This is a genomic window from Aeromicrobium sp. MLTX1, from assembly GCF_046452335.1.
Lineage (GTDB): Bacteria > Actinomycetota > Actinomycetes > Propionibacteriales > Nocardioidaceae > Aeromicrobium.
Genome location: NZ_JBKFDN010000001.1, coordinates 1,450,730 through 1,474,559 on the forward strand (window position 1 = coordinate 1,450,730; position 23,830 = coordinate 1,474,559).

General features: G+C 70.2%; 22 protein-coding genes. 21 read left to right on the forward strand and 1 reads right to left on the reverse strand.

Features of this window, described 5'->3' with window-relative positions:
* Positions 1-138: 138 nt before the first annotated feature.
* The 11 genes from ACK99Q_RS06945 (at position 139) to ACK99Q_RS06995 (ending at position 11,888) form a co-directional block, all read left to right on the forward strand.
* Entirely contained in the window at positions 139-1,080 is a 942-nt protein-coding gene (locus tag ACK99Q_RS06945) for an ABC transporter permease (RefSeq protein ID WP_179422806.1), read from the forward strand.
* On the forward strand, positions 1,077-2,051 hold the full coding sequence (locus ACK99Q_RS06950; protein ID WP_410185421.1) for an ABC transporter permease: 975 nt from the start codon (positions 1,077-1,079) through the stop codon (positions 2,049-2,051). The genes ACK99Q_RS06945 and ACK99Q_RS06950 overlap by 4 nt, the downstream gene beginning before the upstream one ends.
* The gene (locus ACK99Q_RS06955) at positions 2,048-2,914 is read left to right on the forward strand and encodes an ABC transporter ATP-binding protein (RefSeq protein WP_410185422.1); all 867 of its coding nucleotides are present in this window, start codon (positions 2,048-2,050) and stop codon (positions 2,912-2,914) included. Before ACK99Q_RS06950 ends, ACK99Q_RS06955 begins: the two co-directional genes overlap by 4 nt.
* Entirely contained in the window at positions 2,907-3,710 is an 804-nt protein-coding gene (locus ACK99Q_RS06960) for an ABC transporter ATP-binding protein (protein ID WP_410185423.1), read from the forward strand. Before ACK99Q_RS06955 ends, ACK99Q_RS06960 begins: the two co-directional genes overlap by 8 nt.
* Before the next feature lie 49 nt (positions 3,711-3,759).
* Positions 3,760-5,286 (forward strand): class I adenylate-forming enzyme family protein, encoded by a 1,527-nt coding sequence (locus ACK99Q_RS06965; RefSeq protein WP_410185424.1) that lies wholly within the window; start codon positions 3,760-3,762, stop codon positions 5,284-5,286.
* On the forward strand, positions 5,283-6,305 hold the full coding sequence (locus tag ACK99Q_RS06970) for a phosphotransferase family protein (protein WP_410185425.1): 1,023 nt from the start codon (positions 5,283-5,285) through the stop codon (positions 6,303-6,305). The genes ACK99Q_RS06965 and ACK99Q_RS06970 overlap by 4 nt, the downstream gene beginning before the upstream one ends.
* A 103-nt stretch (positions 6,306-6,408) precedes the next feature.
* Positions 6,409-8,004, forward strand: a complete 1,596-nt coding sequence (locus tag ACK99Q_RS06975; RefSeq protein WP_410185426.1) for an ABC transporter substrate-binding protein — start codon at positions 6,409-6,411, stop codon at positions 8,002-8,004.
* A gap of 188 nt (positions 8,005-8,192) precedes the next feature.
* Complete coding sequence (locus ACK99Q_RS06980; RefSeq protein WP_410185427.1) at positions 8,193-9,770, forward strand: ABC transporter substrate-binding protein; 1,578 nt, start codon at positions 8,193-8,195, stop codon at positions 9,768-9,770.
* An 89-nt stretch (positions 9,771-9,859) separates the two neighbouring features.
* A complete protein-coding gene (locus tag ACK99Q_RS06985) occupies positions 9,860-10,627 on the forward strand; it encodes a crotonase/enoyl-CoA hydratase family protein (RefSeq protein WP_410185428.1) in 768 nt (255 codons plus the stop codon).
* A 37-nt stretch (positions 10,628-10,664) separates the two neighbouring features.
* On the forward strand, positions 10,665-11,144 hold the full coding sequence (locus ACK99Q_RS06990) for a MaoC family dehydratase (protein WP_410185429.1): 480 nt from the start codon (positions 10,665-10,667) through the stop codon (positions 11,142-11,144).
* Positions 11,145-11,207: 63 nt separating this feature from the next.
* Positions 11,208-11,888 carry a TetR/AcrR family transcriptional regulator gene (locus ACK99Q_RS06995; RefSeq protein ID WP_410185430.1) on the forward strand — a complete coding sequence of 227 codons (681 nt, stop codon included), beginning with the start codon at positions 11,208-11,210 and terminating at the stop codon, positions 11,886-11,888.
* Positions 11,889-11,949: 61 nt separating this feature from the next.
* Here the strand turns inward: ACK99Q_RS06995 and ACK99Q_RS07000 are convergent, their stop codons facing one another.
* Entirely contained in the window at positions 11,950-13,404 is a 1,455-nt protein-coding gene (locus ACK99Q_RS07000; protein WP_410185431.1) for an MFS transporter, read from the reverse strand.
* 143 nt (positions 13,405-13,547) lie between these two features.
* Here ACK99Q_RS07000 and ACK99Q_RS07005 point away from each other — a divergent pair, with 143 nt between their 5' ends.
* The 10 genes from ACK99Q_RS07005 (at position 13,548) to ACK99Q_RS07050 (ending at position 23,814) form a co-directional block, all read left to right on the forward strand.
* A complete protein-coding gene (locus tag ACK99Q_RS07005) occupies positions 13,548-14,747 on the forward strand; it encodes an acetyl-CoA C-acyltransferase (protein ID WP_410185432.1) in 1,200 nt (399 codons plus the stop codon).
* 8 nt (positions 14,748-14,755) lie between these two features.
* Positions 14,756-15,610 (forward strand): enoyl-CoA hydratase-related protein, encoded by an 855-nt coding sequence (locus ACK99Q_RS07010; protein WP_410185433.1) that lies wholly within the window; start codon positions 14,756-14,758, stop codon positions 15,608-15,610.
* Positions 15,607-15,906 (forward strand): putative quinol monooxygenase, encoded by a 300-nt coding sequence (locus tag ACK99Q_RS07015; RefSeq protein ID WP_410185434.1) that lies wholly within the window; start codon positions 15,607-15,609, stop codon positions 15,904-15,906. Before ACK99Q_RS07010 ends, ACK99Q_RS07015 begins: the two co-directional genes overlap by 4 nt.
* The gene (locus ACK99Q_RS07020) at positions 15,890-16,576 is read left to right on the forward strand and encodes a TetR/AcrR family transcriptional regulator (RefSeq protein ID WP_410185435.1); all 687 of its coding nucleotides are present in this window, start codon (positions 15,890-15,892) and stop codon (positions 16,574-16,576) included. The genes ACK99Q_RS07015 and ACK99Q_RS07020 overlap by 17 nt, the downstream gene beginning before the upstream one ends.
* 80 nt (positions 16,577-16,656) lie before the next feature.
* A complete protein-coding gene (locus ACK99Q_RS07025; RefSeq protein WP_410185436.1) occupies positions 16,657-17,874 on the forward strand; it encodes an acyl-CoA dehydrogenase family protein in 1,218 nt (405 codons plus the stop codon).
* Complete coding sequence (locus ACK99Q_RS07030) at positions 17,867-19,036, forward strand: acyl-CoA dehydrogenase family protein (RefSeq protein ID WP_410185437.1); 1,170 nt, start codon at positions 17,867-17,869, stop codon at positions 19,034-19,036. The genes ACK99Q_RS07025 and ACK99Q_RS07030 overlap by 8 nt, the downstream gene beginning before the upstream one ends.
* The gene (locus ACK99Q_RS07035; RefSeq protein ID WP_410185438.1) at positions 19,033-20,097 is read left to right on the forward strand and encodes an acyl-CoA dehydrogenase family protein; all 1,065 of its coding nucleotides are present in this window, start codon (positions 19,033-19,035) and stop codon (positions 20,095-20,097) included. The genes ACK99Q_RS07030 and ACK99Q_RS07035 overlap by 4 nt, the downstream gene beginning before the upstream one ends.
* A gap of 31 nt (positions 20,098-20,128) precedes the next feature.
* The gene (locus ACK99Q_RS07040) at positions 20,129-20,899 is read left to right on the forward strand and encodes an SDR family oxidoreductase (protein WP_410185439.1); all 771 of its coding nucleotides are present in this window, start codon (positions 20,129-20,131) and stop codon (positions 20,897-20,899) included.
* 106 nt (positions 20,900-21,005) lie between these two features.
* Positions 21,006-22,160, forward strand: coding sequence for a DUF222 domain-containing protein (locus tag ACK99Q_RS07045; RefSeq protein ID WP_410185440.1), 1,155 nt, complete (start codon positions 21,006-21,008; stop codon positions 22,158-22,160).
* Between the two features lie 97 nt (positions 22,161-22,257).
* Positions 22,258-23,814: an ABC transporter substrate-binding protein gene (locus ACK99Q_RS07050; RefSeq protein ID WP_410185441.1), complete on the forward strand. Its 1,557-nt coding sequence runs from the start codon at positions 22,258-22,260 to the stop codon at positions 23,812-23,814.
* The last annotated feature ends 16 nt before the right edge of the window (positions 23,815-23,830 follow it).

Here is a 23,830-nt window from a genome sequence, read left to right on the forward strand (position 1 = left end):
CCCGACCTGAACTTGAGTTCGACTATGACTTAGGCTGTGACGAGCAACACAAGCAGCCGCGCGAGCCGCACTCGGCGGTCCGAGAAACCCCCCGAATCCCAGGAAAGATCCGACCTATGCTGATGGAGACGATGTGACATGAAATGGCGTCGGTTCCTGGTGTCCCGGCTCGTCCGGCTCGCCTTCGTGCTGGTGGCGATCACCACCCTCACGTTCCTCATGATGCACCTGGCCCCGGGCGATCCCGCCCGGCTCGTGGCCGGCATGGACGCGGACGAGCAGGCCGTGCAGGTCGCCCGCGAGCGCCTCGGCCTCGACCAGCCCATGTACAAGCAGTTCCTCGACTACATCGGCGGTCTCTTCCGCGGTGACATGGGCACGTCGTTCGCGACGAGCCAGCCCGTCACCGACGAGATCGCCCAGAAGATCGGCCCCACGGCCCAGCTCGCCGTCTTCGGCATGCTGATCATCCTGCTCGTCGGCCTCCCGATGGGCATCATCGGCGCGGTGCTGACCCGCAACGGCCACCGCGCGTTCGAGATCATGTTCAGCAGCTCCACCGGCGCGATGGCCTCGATCCCGCAGTACCTGATCGCGACCTTCCTGGCCTTCTTCTTCGCCGTGACGTGGCAGATCTTCCCCGTGGCCGGCTCCGGCTCGCTCAACGCGGCCGTGCTGCCCGCGATCGCCATCGCGATCCGCCCGGCGGCCTCGATCGCGCGCCTCGTGCGCGTCCGCACCCTCGAGGTGCTCGAGTCGCCCTACGTGCGCACCGCGCGCAGCAAGCGGCTGCCGACGCGCAAGCTCTACCTGGCGCACGTGTTCCCGAACTCGATCACCACCATGCTCGCGATGGGCGGCGTGACCTTCGCCAGCCTCATCGGCGGCGCCGTCATCGTCGAGCAGGTCTTCGCCCGGCTCGGCCTGGGCACCACCCTCGTCCACAGCGTCCTCGTCGGCGACTACCCGGTCGTGCAGGGCATCGTGCTGCTGCTCGGCTTCTCGGTCGTGCTGGTGAACGCCCTCGTGGACATCATCCTCGGGATCGTCGATCCCCGGACCATGGAGGCCGGCCGATGAAGAAGCACGAGCGCCGCAGCAGCGCGCGCCAGATGTTCGGCGCGTTCCTGTCCACGCCCACGGGCATCGTCTCGGGTCTGATCCTGCTGGGCCTGACCGTCCTGGTGATCCTGGGCCCGAACGGCTTCGGCGACCAGGCCGTCGTCAGCGACATGTCCCGCTCGAGCGAGGGCCCGTCCGCCGACTACCGCTTCGGCACCGACGCCCTGGGTCGCGACATCCTCACCCGCACACTCGCCGCGACCCGGCTCTCGATCCTCTACGCGTCGGCCGCCGTGCTGTTCGCGATGGTGGTCGGCGGCCTGATCGGCGGCCTCATCGCCGCCGGCGGTCCCCGCGTCCGCAAGGTCGGCGGCGCCGTCATCGACTCGATGATGGGCTTCGGCGACATCCTGCTCGCCGTCGTGGTCGTCGCGATCGTCGGCGTCGGCGCGAAGGGCGCGGTGCTGGCCATCGGCGTCGCCTTCACGCCGCACTTCGCCCGCTTCACCTACAGCCTCGTGGACTCGGTGATGGTGCGGGACTACATGGCGGCCGCGCGCGTCGTGGGCATCAACAAGTCCGGCATCGGCACGCGGTACGTCGGACGCAACGTCGCCGACAGCCTCGTGATCGTCACGTTCACGACCGTCGCCGAGGGGATCATGGCGATGTCCTCGCTCAGCTTCCTGGGCCTGGGCATCCAGTCGCCGCAGTTCGACTGGGGCCAGATGCTCACCGACGGCGTCAAGAACTTCTACCTCAACCCGTACGCGGCGCTCGTGCCCGCGACGCTCATCCTCATCACCGGTCTCGCGGTCAACCTCTTCGGCGACGCCGTGGCCCGCGCGGTCAACCCGGTGCTGTGGAACGAGCGACCGAGCCTGTTCCGCTCGAGGCTCCGCCGGAACGGCGCCAAGGCGCAGGCGGCCCAGCCCGAGATCACCCTCGACCCCGGCATGGAGACCGAGACCAGGAAGGGACGGCCATGAACGACGACACCCTGCTCGACGTGCGCAACCTCTCGATCAGCATCGAGGGCCGGGACGACGTCCCGCCGCTGGTGCGCGACGTCTCCTTCTCGCTCAAGCGCGGTGAGATCGTCGGCATCGTCGGCGAGTCCGGCAGCGGCAAGACGCTGACCTCGCTGGCCGTGTCGCGACTGCTGCCCAAGGGCCTGTCGATGACCGCCGACCGGATCGACTTCGACGGGCACGACCTGGCGAACGGCTCGGACCGCGAGCTGCGCACCGTGCTCGGCACGAACCTGGCGATGGTGTTCCAGGACCCGATGTCGTCGCTGAACCCCGCGCGCAAGATCGGGGCGCAGATGATCGAGACGGTCCGCGAGCACAAGGGCCTGTCCAAGAAGGAGGCGCGCGACCTCGCGATCCGCAGCCTCGAGGACGTGCACATCACGGAGCCCGCCAAGCGGCTCAAGCAGTACCCGCACGAGCTCTCCGGCGGCATGCGCCAGCGCACGATGATCGCGATGGGCCTCATGGGCGAGCCGAGCCTGATCCTGGCCGACGAGCCCACCACGGCGCTCGACGTCACGGTGCAGGCGCAGGTCATGCAGCTGCTGTGCGACCTCAACGACCGCAAGGGCAGCGCCGTGCTGCTGATCTCGCACAATATCTCGCTGCTGTCGGAGGTCTGCGACCGCGTGATCGTGATGTTCCGCGGTGAGATCGTCGAGGACCTCACCACGGCGAAGCTGCTCTCCGGGCCGGACCACCCGTACACGCGGGGCCTGATCCGCGCGGTCCCGGATCTCAACACGGATCGGAACGAGGACCTCGTGACGATCGAGGACGGACAGTTCGACGTCGAACGGGAGATGAACCATGCTTGAGCTGGAGAACGTCGAGGTCACCTACCCCGGCCCGCCCCCGTTCACGGCGGTCAAGGGGATCAACCTCTCGGTGCCCAAGGGCTCGACCGTCGGCCTCGTCGGCGAATCGGGATCGGGCAAGTCGTCCATCGCGCGCGCGGCCATCGGCCTGACGCCCGTGACGAGCGGGCGGATCACCCTCGAGGGCGTCGACATCACCAACCCCAAGGGCAAGGCGCTGCGCCACCTGCGCAGCCAGGCGCAGCTGGTGTTCCAGGACCCGCACGCGTCGCTGAACCCGCGCATGGAGATCGCCATGGCGGTGCAGGAGGCCGTCAGCGTCGCCACGGGCAAGCGCGTCACGTCGCAGTCGTGCGCCGCGACCGCGCTCGACCTGCTCGACAAGGTGGGCGTGCCGAAGGCGGCCATGCGCCGCTACCCGCACCAGCTGTCGGGTGGTCAGCTCCAGCGCGTCTCGATCGCGCGGGCGCTGGCGCTCTCGCCGTCGCTGATGATCCTCGACGAGGTCACCGCCTCGCTCGACGTCTCGGTGCAGGCGCGCATCCTCAACCTGCTGCGCCAGCTGCAGCGCGAGCTCGACGTCTCGATGCTCTACATCTCGCACGACCTGTCGGTGATCCGCTACCTGGCCGATCACGTGTACGTCATGCGCCACGGCGAGATGGTCGAGGCCGGCACGGCCGACGCCGTCTTCGACGCGCCGCAGCAGGAGTACACGAAGGCGCTGCTCTCCGCGGTGCCGACGCTCGGTGGCAGCCGCTGGCGCTCGCGCCGCGAGCCCGTCACCGTCAGCTGACCCGCATCCCGTCCCGACCCGCTCCGCCCGGAGCGAGAGGAGTCCCGTCATGAACGCCGTCGACCGCCTGTGGGAGCACGCCCGGAACGCCCCCGACAGCATCGCCCTGCGGGTGGGGGAGCAGTCCTGGACCTACGGCCAGGTGCGCGACCTCGTCGCCGCCTGGGCGCAGCGCCTGACCGACGCCGGCATCGAGCCCGGCGACCGCGTCCTGCTCCTCGCCCCGACCTCGCAGGAGTTCGCCGTCGTGCACCAGGCGATCCTCGCCGTGGGCGCGATCGGCGTGACCGTGAACTCGGCCTCGACCGCCGTCGAGCTGGAGTACTTCCTCACGGACGCCGAGTGCTCGCTGGCGATCGCCTGGCACGAGTCGGTCGACGTCGCGCAGCAGGCCGCCATCGCCACCGGCATCGACCTGTGGACCCTCGAGGCCGGCGACATCGAGACCGGTCCCGGTGCCGACCTCGATCTGCCGCGCTCGATGCAGCCCGACGACACCGGCGTGCTGCTCTACACCTCGGGCACCACCGGCAAGCCGAAGGGCGCCGAGCTGACGCACGGCAACATCGTGGCCTGCGCCGAGATCGTGTCCGGGACGCTCGAGAGCGACAGCACCGACCGCGTGGGGACGGCGCTGCCGCTGTTCCACGTGTTCGGCCAGATCTGCGTCATGGTCGCCACCTTCCAGGTGGGCGCGAGCCTGTCGCTGCTGCGCCCGTTCACCGGCGAGGGCCTGCTGCGGATGGCCGCGGCGCACCGGCTCACCGTGCTGGCGGGCGTCCCGACGATGTGGAACGCGATGCTGCACGCCGACGTCGAGGACTCGCGCGACGACCTCGCCGGCCTGACCCACGCCCTGTCCGGCGGCGCGGCCCTGCCGCTGGCCGTGGCGGACGCCTTCCGCGAGCGCTTCGGCTGCCGCGTCCTCGACGGCTACGGCCTCAGCGAGACCACCGGCGCCGGCACCTCGGCGAAGCTGAGCCCGCGTCGCAAGGAGGGCTCGGTCGGCCCCGCGCTGCACCGTCTCGAGGCGAGCGTCGTGGACTCCGAGGGCAACCCCGTGCCGTTCGGCGAGCGCGGCGAGGTCGCCCTGGCCGGCCCGGTCATCATGAAGGGCTACTGGCGCCGTCCCGAGGCCACGGCCGAGGTCATGCGCGGCAAGTGGTTCCTCACCGGCGACATCGGCAAGCAGGACGAGGACGGCGACATCTGGATCCTCGACCGCAAGAAGGACCTGGTCATCCGGGGCGGCTACAACGTCTACCCGCGCGAGATCGAGGAGGTGCTCTACACGCACCCCGACCTGCGCGAGGTCGCCGTGATCGGCGTCCCCGACGACCGCCTCGGCGAGGAGGTCGCCGCCGTGTACGCCCCGCACCCGGGCCGCGTCGTCGAGAGCTCGGCGCTGCGCGCCTGGCTGGAGGAGCGGCTCGCCCAGTACAAGGTGCCGCGGATCTACCACGAGGTCGCCGAGCTGCCCAAGGGCTCGACCGGCAAGATCCTCAAGCGCCAGCTGGACCGCGGCAGCGTGCTCGAGCACGGCACGAAGGTGACGCGGGACAGGAGCGCCTCGTGACGCAGCTGATCGAGACCGGTCCGATCGCGGCCTGGATCGAGTCCCTCGGCATCGACGCCGTGGGCCCGATCGAGTTCACGCGCGTCGGGGCCGGCCAGTCGAACCTCACGTTCCTGGTCACCGACGCCGCCGACCACCGCTGGATCCTGCGCCGCCCGCCGCTGGGCACGCTGCTGGCCTCGGCGCACGACGTCGAGCGCGAGCACCGCATCATGTCCGGCCTCCAGGGCACGGGCGTTCCGGTGCCGACGATCCACGGGTTCACGAAGGACCCCGCCGTCACCGACGCGCCGATCATGCTCATGGACTTCGTCGACGGCCGCGTCCTCGACACGATCGAGGCCGTCGAGTCGGTGCCCGAGGAGACGCGCCGGGAGATCGGCCTCTCGCTGGCCTCGACGCTCGGCGAGGTGCACGCCGTGGACCTCGAGAAGGCGGGTCTGGTCGACCTGGCCAGCCGCAAGCCCTACGCCGAGCGCCAGCTCAAGCGCTGGCACCGTCAGTGGGAGCAGTCGCGCACGCGCGACCTGCCGATCGTGGACGACCTCGCGGCGCGACTGTCCGCGAACGTCCCGCAGCACCAGGACCTGGCCCTCGTGCACGGCGACTTCCACCTCATGAACGTCATCTCCGATCCCTCGGCCGGCCGCGTCACCGCGGTGCTGGACTGGGAGCTGTCGACCCTCGGCGACCCGCTGGCCGACCTGGGCGGGCTGCTGGCGTACTGGCCCCAGGCGGACGACGAGATCATCACGGGATTCCGCGGGCCGACGATGCCCGGGTTCCCGACCCGCGCCGAGCTCGTGGAGGAGTACGCCCGCGCGACCGGACGCGACGTCTCGGCGATCGGCTTCTGGTACGTGCTGGGCCTGTGGAAGATCGCGATCATCGCCGAAGGCGTGCTGCGCCGCTCGATCGACGATCCGCGCAACACCGCCGTGACCGGAGCGATCTCCAGCGAGCTCATCGACGAGCTGATGCAGCGGGCCGATCTCGAGGCACGTGACGCAGGTCTGTGACCCAGGGCACCCCCTGTAGGTAAAGTTGAAATCAAGTTCATATAGAATCGTGGCGAGTGCCGCGACCCCCGCCGGCACGTAGCGAGTCTGTGAGAGGTCGAGCATGAAGTTGAACTACCGAGGAGGCTCCGGTCGTCCGTCCGCGCTGCGTCGTGGACTGGGATCGGCGGCCGTCGTGGCCCTGGCCGCGTCGCTCCTGGCGGCGTGCGGCGGAGGCTCGGACTCGTCCGCCGGCACGTCCGGCGAGGCGCCCGACCAGGCCACGCTGGTGCTCCGCAACGACGTGGACACCTTCGATCCGATGCTGACGGCCGCCGAGCAGGGCGCCGTGCAGATGTACGAGGCGCTGTACGACACGCTCGTGCGCCGCAACTGGAAGACGGGCGAGTACGAGCCCGCGATGGCCACGAAGTGGGAGGCCACGCCCACCAAGATCGACTTCGAGCTCAAGACGGGCCTGAAGTGCAGCGACGGCTCGGACCTCAAGCCGACCGACATCGCCAACTCCCTCAAGCGCCTCGCCGATCCCAAGACGGGCTCGATCTACACGGGTCGCTTCTTCGGCGCCGGTGGCGTGAAGGAGATCGTCGGCGACGACGCCGCGAACACCGTCTCGGTCGAGGTCAACGAGCCGCACTCGGACCTCATCGACAGCATGGCCACCGCCTTCATCGTGTGCCCGAAGGGCCTCGAGGACACCGAGAAGCTGGCCACCGAGCCGCAGGGCTCCGGCCCGTACCGCCTCACCTCGATGAAGCGCGGCGACACGTACGAGCTCGAGGCCTGGGACTCGCCGGCGCTGGAGGATCCCGACAGCGTCCCGGCAAAGCTGACCTACCGCGTCGTGACGTCGGACTCGACCCGCGCGAACCTCGTCGACACGGGCGACGCCGACATCGTCAGCGTCGTGGGCCGTGACTCCAAGCGCCTCGAGTCGGTCGTCGAGCCGATCCAGGGCAAGGCGTTCCAGTCCGACTCGGTCGTGTTCAACCAGCGCGACGGCGCCCCGTTCGCCGACGAGGCGCTGCGCCGCGTGGTGGCCCAGGCCCTCGACGCCGAGAGCTACACGAAGGCCGCGTCCTTCGACGTCGGCGAGGCGATCGACACCCTCGCGACGCCGAACATGGACTGCTACGTCGAGAGCAACGGCGACCTCAAGCCGAAGTTCGACAAGGACCAGGCCAAGGCCGACCTCGAGGCCGCCGGCTACGGCGAGGGCGGCAAGGAGCTGACCGTGCGTCTGCTGGGCTACGACCTGCAGAACTCGGGCCCGGAGTACGTCGCCGACGCCCTGCGCGAGCTGGGCATCAAGGTCGAGATCACCAACGGCACGCTGGCCCAGGCGGCCGGCATCGTCTACGGCGACTCCGGCGAGTGGGACCTGCTGGTCTTCCCGATGAACGCGCCCGCGCCGCACCTGTACCCGGCCGTGACGAAGATGAGCTCGAACCTCGGTGAGGGCGGCTCGTACAACTTCGGTCGCGTGACGAACCCCGAGTTCGACAAGTTCGCCAAGCTGGCGCCCGCGTCGACCGGTGACGAGCGGTGCGAGAACTGGAGCAAGGCCGAGGCGGCCCTCCTCGAGCGCGTCGACGTGGTGCCGATGATGTGGCCGATCGCCAACTACTTCTCGAAGGACCTGACCTTCGAGACGGGCTACCGCACCACGGACCTGCGCACCATCCGCGTCAAGGGCTGAGCCGGCGCGGAGCCGTGCTCCGTGCGTCCGGACGGGCCGGTTCTCCTCGGGTTCCCTCAACCCGACGGGGGACCGGCCCTTCGGTCTAAATGAAACTGAATTCAGTATTGATCTTTGGGGTGACCTCGGTCACACTCTTTGCAGAAACTGAATTCGGTTTCAGAGTTCCCGACGAAGGATTGACCCCCATGACCTCTTCCCGAACCCGTCCCTGGCGGCGCACCGTCGGCCTGGCCGGCGCCCTCGCGCTGTCGACCTCGATCCTCGCGGCGTGCGGCGGCTCGTCCGAGGAGGGCGACCGCGTCGCCGGCGAGGCCCCCGACAGCGTCGTGATGGACCTGCGCAACGACCCGGACACGTTCGACCCGTTCCTCACCGCCGCCGACCAGGGCGCGGTGCAGATGTACGAGGCCATCTACGACACCCCGGTCCGCCGCGACATGAAGACGGGGGAGTACGTGCCGGCGATGGCGACGGACTGGGAGGTCACGACGACGAAGATCGACATGACCTTCAAGGAGGGGCTGACCTGCGCCGACGGCACGAAGCTGACCGCCACCGACATCGCGAACTCGATGAAACGCCTGGCCGACCCGAAGACGGGCTCGATCTACACCGGCCGCCTCTTCGGCGCCGGCGGCGTGAAGGAGATCGTCGCGGACGACGCGGCCAACACCGTCTCGATCGAGGTCAACGACCCGCACTCGGACCTGCTCGACAGCATGTCCACCGCCTTCGTCATCTGCCCCAAGGGCCTGCAGGACACCGAGAAGCTGGCCACCGAGCCGCAGGGCTCGGGTCCCTACAAGATCACCTCGCTCAAGCGCGGCGACACGTACGAGCTCGAGGCCTGGGACTCCCCGGCGCTGGAGGATCCCGACAGCGTCCCGGACAAGATCACGTTCCGCGTCATCACGAACGACGCCACCCGCGCGAACCTGTTCGAGACGGGTGAGACCGACATCGCCGGCATCCTGGGCCGCGACTCCGAGCGCCTCGAGGGCAGCCACGAGTTCATCCAGGGCAAGGCCTTCGAGGCCGACTCCCTGACGTTCAACCAGCGTCCCGAGGCGCCCATGTCCGACGAGCGACTGCGTCGGGTCGTCGCCCAGGCGATCGACGCGGCGGCGTACACGAAGGCCGCGTCCTTCGGCGTCGGCGAGCCGGCGAACACGGTCGTCACGCCGAACATGGACTGCTACACCGAGTCCAACGGCGAGCTGGGCCTCAAGTACGACCCCGACCAGGCCAAGGCCGACCTCGCGGCCGCGGGCTACGGCCCGGACGGCAAGAAGCTGACCGTGCGCCTGCTCGGCTACGACGTGCAGAACTCCGGCCCCGACTACGTGGCCGACGCGCTGCGCAAGATCGGCATCGACGTGAAGGTCACCAACGGCACGCAGGCCCAGGCCGGCGCGATCGTCTACGGCGACGAGGGCGACTGGGACGTCATCGTGTTCCCGTACCTCAGCGCCGCGCCGCACCCGTACCCGCTCGTGACGAAGATGAGCTCGAACCTCGGCGAGGGCGGGTCGTACAACTTCGGCCGCACCCGCAACGACGACTTCGACACGTTCTCGGCCGTCGCGACCAGCTCGCTGGGTGAGGAGCGCTGCGAGAACTGGGGCAAGGCCGAGGCCGCGCTGCTCGAGCAGACGAACCTCGTCCCGCTGCTGTGGCCCATCGCCAACTACTACGCGGACGGACTCACGTTCAACGCCACCTATCGCACGGTCGACCTGCGGACCATCCGCGGGACCGAGTGAGACCCGGTGGGCGCCCCGCACGGCCGGGGCGCCCACCGGCCCCACGCCCCGAACCAGCCCGCCACCGGCGGAACCAGCAAAGGAGAGTCATGTCAGTCGTACTCACGGAGAAGGTCCTGGACGACCGGGCCCTGCTGATCACCCTGAACCGTCCCGACGCCCGCAACGCCGTCAACGGCCAGGTGGCGCGCGAGATGGCCGCGATCCTCGACGAGCTCGACGCCGACCCCTCGCTGGTCGTCGGCATCATCCGTGGCGAGGGCCGCGGCTTCAGTGCCGGCATGGACCTCAAGGCCTTCCTCGAGGGTGACGTCCCGATGTTCGAGGACCGCGGCTTCGGCGGCTTCGCCCAGCGCGGCCCCAAGACCCCGCTGATCGCCGCGATCGAGGGCTTCGCCGTCGCCGGCGGCCTCGAGATGGCGCTGGCCTGCGACCTCATCGTCGCCGCGTCCGACGCCAAGCTCGGCCTGCCCGAGGTCAAGCGCTCGCTCATCGCCGCGGGCGGCGGACTTCTCCGCCTCGCCCAGCGCATCCCGTACCACGTGGCCGCCGAGATCGCCCTGACCGGCGACCACGTCCCCGTCGAGCGGCTGTTCCAGGTCGGCCTGGTCAACCGCGTCGCCGAGCCCGGCCGTGCGCTCGAGGTCGCCCTCGAGCTGGCCGGTCAGCTGGTCGACAACGCCCCGTTGGCCCTCGAGGGCTCCAAGTACGTCCTCGAGAACGCCGCCGACTGGGGCATGGAGGAGGGCTGGAAGCAGCAGGACCCGGTCATGCTGCGCGTCAACCAGTCCGAGGACGCCCGCGAGGGCGCCACCGCGTTCGCCGAGCGTCGCGCGCCCGTGTGGCGCGGACGCTGACCCCGAGATTTCCCACCCACCCACGAAGGACAGAACCTTGACCGACACCACCCAGCTGCCCGTCCGCCCCCAGAACGTCGCCGACCTCGAAGCCCTCGTCGGGAAGGTCATCGGTCCCACCGAGTGGCACGAGGTTACCCAGGAGAAGGTGAACGCGTTCGCCGATGCGACCGGCGACCACCAGTGGATCCACGTCGACCCCGAGCGGGCCGCCGAGAGCCCGCTCGGCACGACGATCGCCCACGGCCTCTACAGCCTCTCGCTGGGCCCGGCGTTCTCGTACTCGCTCATCTCGTTCGAGGCGTTCGCGCACAGCCTGAACTACGGCTACGAGAAGGTGCGCTTCCCCGCGCCGCTGCCGATCGGCTCGCGCGTGCGCATGACGACCGAGGTCATCTCGATCGACCACGTGCCCGGTGGCGTGCAGCTGCGCGCCCGCCAGGTCTTCGAGCGCGAGGGCTCCGAGAAGCCCGTCGCGGTCGCGGAGTCCCTGGGCCGGCTTGTAGAAGCCGGGTAACAACGCGTGCTGCCACGCCGTGCAGAGCCGAACCTGACGTCACCTTCCCTCTAGGATGACGGCATGAGCAGCTCCCCAGAGAACGCGACGCGCCACCGTCGCTCGGCCGGATTCGCCGGCCCGGCGACGGAGCGCGAGCTGCCCACGACGCCTCGTGGGCTGCGCACGCGCGCCAACCTGATCGACGCGGCGCGCGTCGTGTTCGAGCGCGACGGCTTTCTCGATGCCCGCCTCGTGGACATCACCACCGAGGCGGGCATCTCGGCCGGCTCCTTCTACACGTACTTCGACAGCAAAGAGGAGATCTTCTCCGCCGTGCAGGCCGAGGTCGAGGAGGAGATGCTCCACCCAGACGTCCGTGCGGTCGACGCCGTCGGTGACGACCCCATCGCGCAGGTCCGCGCGGCCAACCGGGCCTACCTGGAGTCCTACGAGCGCTACGCGCCGTTCATGCGCCTGCTCGAGCAGGTCGCCAGCATCGACGAGGACTTCCGCGAGCAGCGCCGCAAGCGCGGCGAGGCGTTCGTGCAGCGCAACGCGCGCAGCATCAAGCAGCTCCAGGACCGCGGCGTCGCCGGCGCCGACATCGACCCGCAGCTGGCGTCCTACTTCCTCTCGGGCATGGTCGCCCGCGCCGCCTACTCCCGCTTCGTGCTGGGCGAGGACTGGACGATCGACCAGATGGTCGACTCCCTGACCCAGCTGTGGGTCAACGCGCTGCAGATCTCGCCTTCCGGCGACTGACCCGGTCTCGATACACCCGCTCGTTCCTCGCGGGGCACTCGACCGCCGGGTGCTGACCCGCTCAGCGGTTCGACGGCTCCCGGCTGGGGGCCGGCTCCGCCGCGGCGCTCGCCGAGCGGCGCGGGATGCCGACGAGCGTGATGACGATGCTGAGGGCCATGCTCGCGGCGCCGATCGCGAAGGCGATCGTGAACACCGACTCGCGCGGGTGCTGGTCGGCCATGAGGTGACTCGCGATGAGGGCCACCATCAGGGCGCTGCCGAGCGCGCTGCCCGCCGACCGGGTGATCGAGGCCATGGCGTTCGCGAGAGCGGTCTCCTGCGGTCGAACCACCGAGGTCACCACGGCGGGCACGGCGGCGAAGCCCATGCTGAACGCGCCGTTTGTGATGACGCCGCCGAGGACGACCAGCCACGCGTGCTGGTGGAACGCGAGCAGCTGGAGGTAGCCCAGCAGGCCGATCGCGGAGGCCACGAGCAGCGTGGCGCGGCCGCCGAAGCGACCCACCCACATGCCGCCCAGGGGAGAGGCGACGATGCCGATGCTCGCGGCGGGCAGGAGGTAGACAAGGCTCGTCTCCAGGACGGACGCGGAGAAGCCGTGACCGTGGCTGGACGGCACCTGCACGAGGGCGGTGATGCCCAGGAACACCAGGAACATCCCGAAGCCGATGAAGAAGCCGAGGGCGTTCGCCGAGGCGAGGGTGCGGTCGCGCAGCATCGCGATCGGGACGAGCGGCTCGGTGACCCGCCTCTCCACCGCGAGCCAGATCGCGAACGTGACGATCGACCCGGCGAACGAGGCCGTGGTGGCGACGCTCGTCCAGCCCCACGCGTTGCCCTGCGTCATCGCGAGCAGCAGCAGCACGAGGGCCAGGCCGAGCAGGAAGCCGCCGAGCCAGTCCACGCGGCCCGCGCTGTGGGGCCGGTCCTTGGGGATGACGACCACCGACAGGACGAGCAGGACCAGGGCCACGCAGAGGGTGAACCAGAAGATGTTCCGGTAGTCGCGGTCACCGTGGGTCAGGACGCCGGTCAGGACCAGGCCGGCACCGGCGCCGACGCTGATCGCGCCGGTGAGGAAGGACAGGCCGAGCGGTAGCCGCTTCAGGTCGAGGTGGTCGCGCAGGATGCCGACCGACAGGGGGAAGAGGCAGAACGACGCGCCCTGGATCGTGCGGGCGACGAGCAGCATCCAGTACGACGAGGTGGCGGCCGCGAGCAGCGAGCCCGCGGCGACGGCACCGATGACGATGAGCACCACGCGGCGTCGCCCGTGCAGGTCGCCGGACTTGCTGAAGATCGGGGTCAGGACGGCCGCGGCGAGCAGGTTGATCGTGACGACCCAGCCGATCGCGGCCGTGGAGACGTCGAGGTCGCGGCTCATCTTGCCCAGCACGGGCACGGCCATGGTCTGCAGCAGGGCCGTGACGGTGGACAGCAGCGAGAGGACGATCACGAGGGCGGCACCGGAGGTCTGCCGCGGTCGGGCGCGGCGCCCGGTGCTCCCTGTCATGCGTGTGGATCCTTCCCTGCGTCCGGCGCCTGTTGACATCAGGGGGCGGAGCGGCCAGAGTTGAAACTGAAGTAAGATTCATGTTAGCCGTTCTTCGCCGTCGGCGTAAGGACTTGGAACCCACGACTTTCGAAGGAACGCCCATGAGAGAGGCCGTTGTCGTCTCGACCGCCCGCACCCCGATCGGCAAGGCCTACCGCGGTGCGTTCAACAACACCCAGGCCCAGCAGCTCGCCGGCCACGCCATCTCCGAGGCCGTGAAGCGCGCCGGCATCGAGGGCGCGGAGGTCGACGACGTCGTCTTCGGCGCCGCGATGCAGCAGGGCAGCACGGGCTTCAACGTGGCTCGCCAGGCCGCGCTGCGTGCCGGACTGCCGACCTCGGTGGCCGGCATGTCGGTCGACCGCCAGTGCGCCTCGGGCCTCATGGCCATCGCCACCGCCGCGAAGCAGATCGTCGCCGACGGCATGGACATCACGATCGGCGGCGGCGTCGAGTCCATCTCGCTCGTGCAGAACGAGCACATGAACGGCCACCGCGCCAACGACCCGTGGCTCGAGGAGCACCGCCCCGACCTCTACATGCCGATGCTGCAGACGGCCGAGATCGTCGCGGAGCGCTACAAGGTCCGCCGCGACGCCCAGGACGAGTTCGCCCTGCTCTCGCAGCAGCGCACCGCCGCGGCGCAGGAGGCCGGCCTCTTCGACGACGAGATCGTCCCCTTCGAGTCGGTCCAGCTGGTCCAGGACCGCGAGACCAAGCAGATCAGCGAGCAGCGCGTGACGCTGAGCAAGGACGAGGGCAACCGTCCCTCGACCACGCTCGAGTCGCTCTCGGGCCTGTCGCCCGTGCTGCCCGACGGCCAGGTCGTGACCTCCTCGAGCGTCACCGCCGGCAACGCCTCGCAGCTCTCCGACGGCGCCTCCGCCTCGGTCCTCATGGAGCGCTCGGTCGCCGAGCAGCGCGGCGCGAACGTGCTGGGCGTCTACCGCGGCATGGCCGTCGCGGGCTGCGACCCGGACGAGATGGGCATCGGCCCGGTCTTCGCCATCCCGAAGCTGCTCAAGCAGCACGGCCTCAGCGTCGACGACATCGGCCTGTGGGAGCTCAACGAGGCCTTCGCCTCGCAGGCGCTCTACTGCCGTGAGCGCCTCGAGATCGACCCCGAGCGCTACAACGTCAACGGCGGCGCGATCTCGGTCGGCCACCCGTACGGCATGACCGGCGCCCGCCTCGTCGGCCACTCCCTCATCGAGGGCAAGCGTCGCGGCGTGCAGTACGTCGTGATCTCCATGTGCATCGGCGGCGGCATGGGTGCCGCCGGCCTGTTCGAAGTCGCCTGAGGAGAGTCATGCTGATCAACGGCACGAGCACCGAGGACGACGTCTACGGCGACGTCGAGGACGGCATCGGCACGATCACCCTCAACCGTCCGGATCGCCGCAACGCGCTGTCCGACGCGATGGTCGCGGGCATCGAGTCGCTGGTGGACGCGATGCAGGAGTCCGACGAGGTCGGCGTCATCGTCATCACGGGCGCCGGCAAGGCGTTCTGCTCCGGCGGCGACGTCCAGGACTTCGACGCCAAGGGCGGTGAGGGCGCCGGCGCCGACGAGGTCGACGCCGACGCGGTCGAGGCGCAGCGCAAGGCGCAGCGCGCCACGGTCGGCAAGCTCTACCGCAGCCGCAAGCCCGTGATCGCCGCGATCCCGGGCGCCGCGGCCGGCGCCGGCCTGGGCCTGGCCCTGGCCGCCGACTTCCGCATCGGCAGCGAGCGCGCGGTCTTCGCGACGGCGTTCGGCGCCATCGGCCTGTCGGGCGACTTCGGCGTCGCGTGGCTGCTCAACGACATCGTCGGCCCGGTCAAGGCCCGCGAGCTCATGCTGCTGAACCCGCGCGTCCGCGCGGAGGAGGCGCGCGAGCTGGGCCTGCTCAACGAGGTCGTCCCCGAGGAGCAGTTCGAGGCGCGCGTCCGCGAGCTGGCCGAGCAGCTGGCGAACGGTCCGGCGCAGGCCTACGCGAGCATGCTCGACAACCTCGACCGCGCTCCGCGTGAGAGCCTCGAGGAGAGCATGGACGCCGAGGTTCCGCTGCACAAGGCGACGGGCCTGACCGATGACCACATCGGTGCCGTGCGCGCGTTCGTCGAGAAGCGGACGCCCGTCTTCGGCCGTCGTCGCATCGCCGAGACCGGAGGAGACCGATGATCAACGTGACCGCCGCCGTCACGGTCCGCGAGGACCGCACCGCCGAGTTCGAGGAGGCCGTCGCGGCCGCCCGTCCCGGCATGCTCGCCGACGAGGGCTGCACCCGCTGGGACCTCCAGCGCGTCAGCGGCAGCCAGGTCGACTACGTGCTGCTCGAGACGTACGCCGACGGCGACGCCCTGCGTCGCCACGGCGCATCGCCCGAGTTCGAGGCGTTCGGCGGGGTCCTCAAGGACCTGGTCGCGGGTGCCCCCGTCATCTCGGTCCTCAGGCCCGTCGGTGACCAAGCCCAGTAGTCCCCAGGGTGACGCGGTCCCCGGGTCCCTCATCGACGAGAGCCACCTGCGCTCCCTTCCGGTGACGGCCCGGGGTCTGCGCACCCGCCAGTCCCTCGTCCGCGCCGCCCGCCGGGTCTTCGAGCGCGACGGGTTCATCAACTCCCGGCTGACCGACATCGCCCGCGAGGCGAACACGTCGATCGGCACCTTCTACACGTACTTCGACAGCAAGGACGAGATCTTCACGGCCGTCCTTCAGGTCGCGCAGGACGACATGCTGCACCCGGGCCTGCCGCACGTGGCGGAGGACCCCGAGAACATCGCCGCGGTGCTGGAGGCCAGCAACCGCGCGTACTTCGAGGCGTACGGCCGCAACGCCAAGCTCATGGTGCTGCTCGAGCAGGTCGCCACGATCAACCCCGAGTTCCGCGAGCTGCGCGTGCGCCGCTCGCAGCTGTTCACCGACCGCGTGGCGCGCTGGATCGAGTCGGCGCAGGAGTCCGGCCTGGCCGACCCGACGCTCGACCCGCTGATGACGGCGCGCGCCCTGGCCAGCATGGTGAGCCGGCTGGCGTACTACTCCATCGCGCTGGGGGAGAGCTGGGACGTCGACGCGATGGTGGAGACGTCGACGAAGCTGTGGTTCAACGCGCTGGGCATGACGCTGCCGCAGCCCGCCCGCGCCTGACGGCCCCCGGAGACCATTGCCAGAGCGACCCCTCACGCGCTACTCTGAGTTGAATCTGAATTCAAGTTTGGAGAAATGCCGTGGAATTCGCGTACGACTCGACCACCCAAGACCTCATCGATCGCCTCAACGCGTTCATGGAGGAGTTCGTGTACCCCGCCGAGGCGACGTTCTGGGAGCAGCTCGAGTCCGCTCCGGACGTGTGGTCGCCGCCGCCGGTCATCGAGCCGCTCAAGGCCGAGGCGAGGAAGCGCGGCCTGTGGAACCTCTTCCACCCCGGCGCCGAGGGCGCGGGCCTGACGAACCTCCAGTACGCCCCGCTGTGCGAGATCATGGGCCGCAGCCTCCACATCGCCCCCACGGTGACGAACTGCGCCGCGCCCGACACGGGCAACATGGAGGTGCTGAGCATGTTCGGCACCGAGCAGCAGAAGAAGGAGTGGCTTGAGCCGCTCCTCGAGGGCGAGATCCGCTCCGCCTTCGCGATGACCGAGCCGGCCGTCGCCAGCTCGGACGCCACCAACATCGAGACCCGCATCGAGCGCGACGGTGACGAGTACGTCATCAACGGCCGCAAGTGGTTCATCTCGGGCGCCATGAACCCGAACGCCAAGATCATGATCGTGATGGGCAAGACCGACCCCAACGCGTCGCGTCACCGCCAGCAGTCGCAGATCCTCGTCCCCCGTGACACCCCCGGCATCGAAATCAAGCGCGGCATGCGCGTCTTCGGCTACGACGACCGCGACCACGGCGGCCACGCGGAGGTCATCTTCACCGACGTGCGCGTCCCGGCCTCGAACCTCATCGCCGGCGAGGGCGAGGGCTTCGCCATCGCGCAGGCCCGCCTCGGGCCCGGCCGCATCCACCACTGCATGCGCCTCATCGGCATCGCCGAGCGCAGCCTCGAGCTGATGATCGCCCGCGCCAACGAGCGTGTCGCCTTCGGCAAGCCGCTGAGCGAGCAGGGCGTCGTCCGCGACTGGATCGCCGAGTCGCGCGTGAAGATCGAGCAGATCCGCCTGCTGACCCTCAAGGCCGCCTGGCTGATGGACACCGTCGGCAACAAGGGCGCGCACACGGAGATCCAGGCCATCAAGATCGCCGCTCCCCGCACGGTGGAGTGGATCGTCGACAAGGCCATCCAGGTCCACGGCGGTGGCGGCCTGAGCCAGGACTTCCCGATCGCCGAGTGGTTCGCCCAGGTGCGCACGCTGCGCTTCGCCGACGGCCCGGACGAGGTGCACAAGAACGCCCTCGCGCGTCACGAGCTCCGCAAGCAGGCCCAGCGTGACTGATGTCCGCGCCGCGGTCGCCGAGCTGGTCGGCCGCTTCGACCTCGCCACGGTCGACCCCGTCGAGTTCCTCGGCGCCCGGTTCGACGCCGGCCTGGCCTGGGTGCACTTCCCGGTCGGGCGCGGCGGACTGGACCGTCCGCGCGAGGAGCAGCAGGTCGTCGAGCAGCTGCTGGCCGAGGCGGGCGCCCCGGCGCCCGACCTCGGGCTCAACAGCATCGGTCTGGGCATGGCGGCACCGACGCTCATCGCGTTCGGCACCCCCGAGCAGCAGGACCGCTACCTACGCCCGCTGTTCACGTGCGAGGAGGTCTGGTGCCAGCTCTTCAGTGAGCCCGGCGCCGGCTCCGACCTCGCGGGCGTGACCACCAAGGCCGTCCTTGACGGTGACACCTGGACCGTCAACGGCCAGAAGGTGTGGACCTCGGGCGCGCAGAACGCGCAGCGCGCGATCCTCGTCGCCCGCACCGACCCGACGGTCGTGAAGCACGCGGGCCTGTCGTACTTCGTGGTCGACATGAGCGACCCCGGCGTCGACGTGCGCCCGCTGCGCCAGATCACCGGCGAGGCCGAGTTCAACGAGGTCTTCCTGACCGACGTCCGCGTCCCCGACACCGACCGTGTCGGCGAGGTGGGCCAGGGCTGGCGCGTCGCGACGACCACGCTCAACAACGAGCGCGTCGCGATCGGCAGCGGTGCCGACCGCGAGGCCGGCCAGATCGGCATCGTCACCGAGCGGTGGCGCAGCGATCCGTCGGTCCGCTCGGCCGCCGAGCACGACCGCCTCATGTCGTGGTGGGTCGAGACCGAGGTGACCCGCCTCGCGGGCGAGCGCCTCCGCCAGCAGCTGGCCGTCGGTCAGCCCGGCCCCGAGAGCTCCGCCATGAAGCTGGCCTTCGCCCAGCAGGCACAAAAGATCTCGGGCTTCGCGCTCGAGCTCGATCCCGACGCCGGCCTGCAGTACGACGACTGGACGATGGTGCGCACCGCGTCGGCGAGCTTCCTGGGCCGCGGCCCGGGCTTCCGCTACCTGCGCGCCAAGGGCAACTCGATCGAGGGCGGCACGTCCGAGATCATGCGCAACGTCGTGTCCGAGCGCGTGCTGGGCCTGCCCGCCGACCACCGCCCCGACAAGGGCGTGCCCTTCAACGAGGTGCCCCGATGAGTGACTTGCTGTACTCCGATGTCGAGGAGTCGCTGCGGTCGAGCGTGCGTGGCGCGCTGGGTCGCACGACGGACTCCGATCGCGTGGCGGCGCTCTACGACGCGCCCGACACCGACGTGTCCGGCGTGTGGTCGGCGCTCGCGGGCGACCTCGGCCTGGCCGGCCTGCTGGTCCCCGAGGCGTGGGGTGGCGTCGGCGCGGGTGCGCGCGAGGCCGCCGTGGTCCTGGAGGAGCTGGGGCGCACCGTCGCCCCGGTCCCGTTCCTCGAGAGCGCCGTCGTGGCCACCACCGCGCTGGTCGCCCTCGGAGCCGAGGACGTCCTGCCGCAGCTGGCCGCCGGCGAGCACCGCGCGGTGCTGGTGCTGCCGTGGTCGGCGCGGTCCGGATCCTGGTCGGCGCCCGAGCGTGGTGCGGTCGCCCCTGTGGCGGGGGCGCTGGGCGCCGACCTGTTCCTGGTGCCGACGCTCGTCGACGGCACCGTGCGGCTCGCGCTGCACGAGTCGGCCGAGGTCGAGCCGCTCACGTCGCTCGACATGAGCCGCCCGCTCGCGTCGGTCACGCCGACGGGGGAGGGCCGCGTGCTGGCCGAGGGCGATACTGCCGTGGCGGCGATCGACGCCGCGCTCGCGGCCGGTGCCGCCCTGCTCGCCTCCGAGCAGGTGGGCCTGGCGCAGTGGTGCCTGGAGACGACCGTCGAGTACGCCAAGACGCGGGTCCAGTTCGCCCGGCCGATCGGCTCGTTCCAGGCGATCAAGCACCGGCTCGCCGACCTCTACCTCGAGGTCGCGCAGGCGCAGGCCGCCGCACGCTACGCCGCCGACACGCTCGCGACGGACGACGCCGACGCCCCCGTGGCACAGGCCGTGGCCCAGTCGTACTGCTCCGACGTCGCGGTGCACGCGGCCGAGGAGGCGCTCCAGCTGCACGGCGGCATCGGCATGACGTGGGAGCATGCGATCCACCTGTACCTGAAGCGCGCCAAGTCCGACCAGCTCGCGCTCGGCACGCCCGCGGCGCACCGGACCGACCTGGCCGCACTCGTCGACCTTCCGCAGCACTGACCAACCGTCCAACCACACGGAGGTTTCATCCATGGACACCACCCAGCTGTTCAGCCTCGAGGGCCGCACGGCCCTCGTCACCGGCGGCTCGCGCGGCATCGGCCGCATGATCGCCGAGGGCTTCCTCAAGCAGGGCGCCCGCGTCTACATCTCGGCTCGCAAGGCCGAGGCGTGCGACGCCACCGCGAAGGAGCTCTCGGAGTTCGGCACGTGCGTGTCGCTGCCGGCCGACGTCTCGACGCTCGACGGCATCAACGACCTCGTCGCCCGCTACCGCGAGCACGAGTCGAGCCTGGACATCCTGGTCAACAACGCCGGTGCCGCCTGGGGCGCCCCGTTCGACGAGTTCCCCGAGTCGGGCTGGGACAAGGTCATGGACCTCAACGTGAAGTCCCTGTTCTTCCTGACGCAGGCGCTCAAGTCCGACCTCGTGGCGGCCACGGGCGACCACCTCGCGAAGGTCATCAACATCGCCTCGATCGACGGCATCAGCCTGAACCCGCAGGAGACGTACTCGTACCACGCGAGCAAGGCCGGGGTCATCCAGCTGACGCGTCGCATGGCGATCCGCCTGATCGAGGACGACATCGCGGTCAGCGGCATCGCGCCGGGCGCGTTCGCCTCGAACATGAACAAGGACGCGCGCGATCGTGGCGACGAGATCAAGGCCTCGATCCCGTCGGGCCGCATCGGCACGTCCGAGGACATGGCTGCCGCGGCGATCTACCTGGCCGCTCGTTCGGGCGACTACGTGGTGGGCTCGACCATCACGGTCGACGGAGGCGTGACGCACGCTCGCTGACGGGCGCCGACCGCGGCTGCGACGTGGGCCAAATGTCTCATCTTTGTCTTGGAATGACAGGGAAAAAGGCTGGACATTCGAACAGGTGACCCAATAGGATGGGTGCATGAGTTCGGGGGCCGACGAGGTGCTGACGGTGCTGCGCGACGCCCTGCGCACGCTGCAGTCCGTCACCACCTCGGTGCACGACGAGGCACGCGCCCTCGCCGTGCTGCGGGATGCGGCCGAGGCCGCGTTGGCCGAGCGCCTGGAGGAGATCGACGTCACGCAGGCCTACGTCGCCGAGGACGCCTCGAGTGCGGCCACTTGGGCGCGGCGCGAGCTGCGACAGGACTCCGGCCGGACCAAGCGACTGATCCGGTCGGCCGCCACGATGCGCGACCTGCCCGAGGTGGGCGCGGCCGCGCGGGCGGGGCGGATCTCCGGCGACCACGTCGCACGTTTCGCCTTCGCGCTCCGTCACGTCGACCCGGACGAGGTGCGCCGCATCGAGACGCACCTCGTCTCGGTCGCGGAGCAGCACACCCCGTCGCGGCTGAAGTCACTCGTCGACCGGATGCGCGCCGTGCTGTACCCCGAGCAGCTGGACGCGGCGTGGATCGAGGGCCAGGACAAGGCCCACGTGAGCCTGCGCGCGCTTCCCGACGGGTGGCACCTGACCGGCTTCCTGCCGACCGACGTGGGAGCCAGGCTCGCGGCCGTGCTCGACGCGGTGTCCGTCCCGCGGGAGGCCGGCGACGACCGCACCGGGGCGCAGCGCCGCCTCGACGGCCTCGACCTCCTGCTCACGCGCGTGCTCACGGACGGCCTCCCGTCTGACGGAACCGTGCGGCCGCAGGTCCACGTGGTCGTGGACGCCGGCACCCTGCAGGCCGCCCTGGCGCCGGCCACCGAGTCCGCGTTCGCTCCGGTCGAGCCCGCCGAGCTGGTCGGGTTCGGCCACATCGGCCCGAACCTGCTGGCCCACCTGACCTGCGGTGCCGACCTCGTGCCGGTCCTGGTGGACCGGATCGGCCCCCGCGCCCAAGTCCTCGACGTCGGCCGTCGCCATCGGGACGCGACGCCGAAGCAGCGTCACGCGACGTGGTTCGCGCAGCGCGGACGATGTGCCACCGAGCACTGCACGCACGCCATCGACCACGTGCATCACCGACGGCGATGGTCCGATGGGGGGCCGACGGATCTGGAGAATCTCGTGGGCCTGTGTGCGGCCTGCCACCGGCATGCCCACCGCCACGATGCCGTGACGGTGAAACGCTAACTAAACCTGAATTCAACATTGACTTCGGTCTCCGAGGCCAGCAGGATGGCGGGAACGTGTGAGGACGATCACACGCTCATCGGAGGGAAGGCTGTTCATGTCGAGACGAATTCAGGCATCGGCACTCGTGGCCGTCGCGGCGCTCACGCTCGCGGCGTGCGGCGGTGAGTCCGGAGGTTCCGAGGGCAAGGCGGGGGAGGTCCCCGACAGCATCGTGATGGACCTGCGCAACGACGTCGACACCTTCGATCCCGCGATCTCGGCCTCCGACCAGGGCGCGATGCAGGTCTTCGAGGCCGTCTACGACACCCCCGTCCGCCAGGACCACCAGACCGGCGGCGTCGCCCCGGCGATGGCCGAGAAGTGGGAGGTCACCCCCACGAAGGTCGTCTTCCACCTGCGCCCCGACCTGAAGTGCAGCGACGGCTCCGACCTGCTGCCGTCGGACGTCGCGAAGAACATGGAGCGTCTCGCCGATCCCGAGTCGGGCTCGCCGTTCCGCGGCCGCCTGTTCGGCTCGGGCGGCGCCAAGTCGATCGTCGGCGACGACGAGGCCGACACCCTGACCATCGAGGTCAACGAGCCGCACACCGACATGCTCGAGTCGATGACCAACGCGTTCATCGTGTGCCCGAAGGGCCTCGAGGACGTCGAGGGCCTCGCCACGGCGCCGCAGGGCTCGGGTCCGTACAAGATCACGACGCTCAAGCGCGGCGAGGAGTACGTGCTGGAGGCCTGGGACTCGCCCGGCCTGGGCGACGACGAGGAGCTCCCCGAGAAGGTCACGATGCGCGTGGTCACCGCGGACTCGACCCGCGCCAACCTCTTCGAGACCGGCGCCACCGACATCGCGGCCGTCCTGGGCCGTGACTCCGAGCGCCTCGAGCGCGAGCACGAGCCGATCCAGGGCAAGGCCTTCGGTGCCGACTCGGTGTCGTTCAACGAGCGCGAGGGCCGCCCGTTCGCGGACGAGCGCCTGCGCAAGGTCGTGGCGCACGCGCTGGACCCGGCCGGGTATGCCAAGGCGGCCTCGTTCGGCGTCGCCGAGCCCGCGCGCACGGTGATCACCGACAACATGAACTGCTACACGCCCGAGAACGAGAAGTTCGTGCCCGAGCTGAGCATGGACAAGGCGAAGGCCGAGCTGGAGGCCGCGGGCTACGGCGAGGGCGGCAAGGAGCTGACGGTCGAGCTGCTCGGCTACGACGTGCAGAACTCGGGCCCGGACTACATCGCCGACACGCTGCGCCAGCTGGGCATCAAGGTGGAGGTCACGAACGGCACCCTCGCGCAGGGCGCGGGCATCCTCTACGGCGACGGCTCGGGCTGGGACATCTTCGTCTACCCGTACCAGACCGCGATCCGCACGCCGTACCCGATGGCGACGAAGATGAGCTCGGTGTTCGGCGAGGGCGGCGCCATGAACTGGGGCCGCGTCGACAACGAGGCCTTCGACGATCTCATCAAGAACAGCGTGTCGAGCCTCGAGGGCGACGAGCGCTGCCAGCGCTGGGGCGAGGCCGAGGCCGCGCTGCTCGAGCGGGCCGACTTCGTCCCGCTCATGACCCCCGTGGCCAACTACTTCACGAACGGCCTGACCTTCCAGGCCGGCTACCGCGTCGTGAACCTCCGCAGCATCCGCAACGCCGGCTGAGGTCTCGATACACCGC

What these genes read in the sequence shown, in the direction of transcription:
- ACK99Q_RS07005 (WP_410185432.1), top strand. Translation starts at nt 13,548, where the DNA reads ATGAGAGAGGCCGTTGTCGTCTCGACCGCCCGCACCCCGATCGGCAAG.
- ACK99Q_RS07000 (WP_410185431.1), bottom strand. Translation starts at nt 13,404, where the DNA reads ATGACAGGGAGCACCGGGCGCCGCGCCCGACCGCGGCAGACCTCCGGT.
- ACK99Q_RS06955 (WP_410185422.1), top strand. Translation starts at nt 2,048, where the DNA reads ATGAACGACGACACCCTGCTCGACGTGCGCAACCTCTCGATCAGCATC.
- ACK99Q_RS06975 (WP_410185426.1), top strand. Translation starts at nt 6,409, where the DNA reads ATGAAGTTGAACTACCGAGGAGGCTCCGGTCGTCCGTCCGCGCTGCGT.
- ACK99Q_RS07040 (WP_410185439.1), top strand. Translation starts at nt 20,129, where the DNA reads ATGGACACCACCCAGCTGTTCAGCCTCGAGGGCCGCACGGCCCTCGTC.
- ACK99Q_RS07050 (WP_410185441.1), top strand. Translation starts at nt 22,258, where the DNA reads ATGTCGAGACGAATTCAGGCATCGGCACTCGTGGCCGTCGCGGCGCTC.
- ACK99Q_RS07010 (WP_410185433.1), top strand. Translation starts at nt 14,756, where the DNA reads ATGCTGATCAACGGCACGAGCACCGAGGACGACGTCTACGGCGACGTC.
- ACK99Q_RS06985 (WP_410185428.1), top strand. Translation starts at nt 9,860, where the DNA reads ATGTCAGTCGTACTCACGGAGAAGGTCCTGGACGACCGGGCCCTGCTG.
- ACK99Q_RS06995 (WP_410185430.1), top strand. Translation starts at nt 11,208, where the DNA reads ATGAGCAGCTCCCCAGAGAACGCGACGCGCCACCGTCGCTCGGCCGGA.
- ACK99Q_RS06965 (WP_410185424.1), top strand. Translation starts at nt 3,760, where the DNA reads ATGAACGCCGTCGACCGCCTGTGGGAGCACGCCCGGAACGCCCCCGAC.
- ACK99Q_RS07015 (WP_410185434.1), top strand. Translation starts at nt 15,607, where the DNA reads ATGATCAACGTGACCGCCGCCGTCACGGTCCGCGAGGACCGCACCGCC.
- ACK99Q_RS06950 (WP_410185421.1), top strand. Translation starts at nt 1,077, where the DNA reads ATGAAGAAGCACGAGCGCCGCAGCAGCGCGCGCCAGATGTTCGGCGCG.
- ACK99Q_RS07045 (WP_410185440.1), top strand. Translation starts at nt 21,006, where the DNA reads ATGAGTTCGGGGGCCGACGAGGTGCTGACGGTGCTGCGCGACGCCCTG.
- ACK99Q_RS06945 (WP_179422806.1), top strand. Translation starts at nt 139, where the DNA reads ATGAAATGGCGTCGGTTCCTGGTGTCCCGGCTCGTCCGGCTCGCCTTC.
- ACK99Q_RS06960 (WP_410185423.1), top strand. Translation starts at nt 2,907, where the DNA reads ATGCTTGAGCTGGAGAACGTCGAGGTCACCTACCCCGGCCCGCCCCCG.
- ACK99Q_RS07035 (WP_410185438.1), top strand. Translation starts at nt 19,033, where the DNA reads ATGAGTGACTTGCTGTACTCCGATGTCGAGGAGTCGCTGCGGTCGAGC.
- ACK99Q_RS06980 (WP_410185427.1), top strand. Translation starts at nt 8,193, where the DNA reads ATGACCTCTTCCCGAACCCGTCCCTGGCGGCGCACCGTCGGCCTGGCC.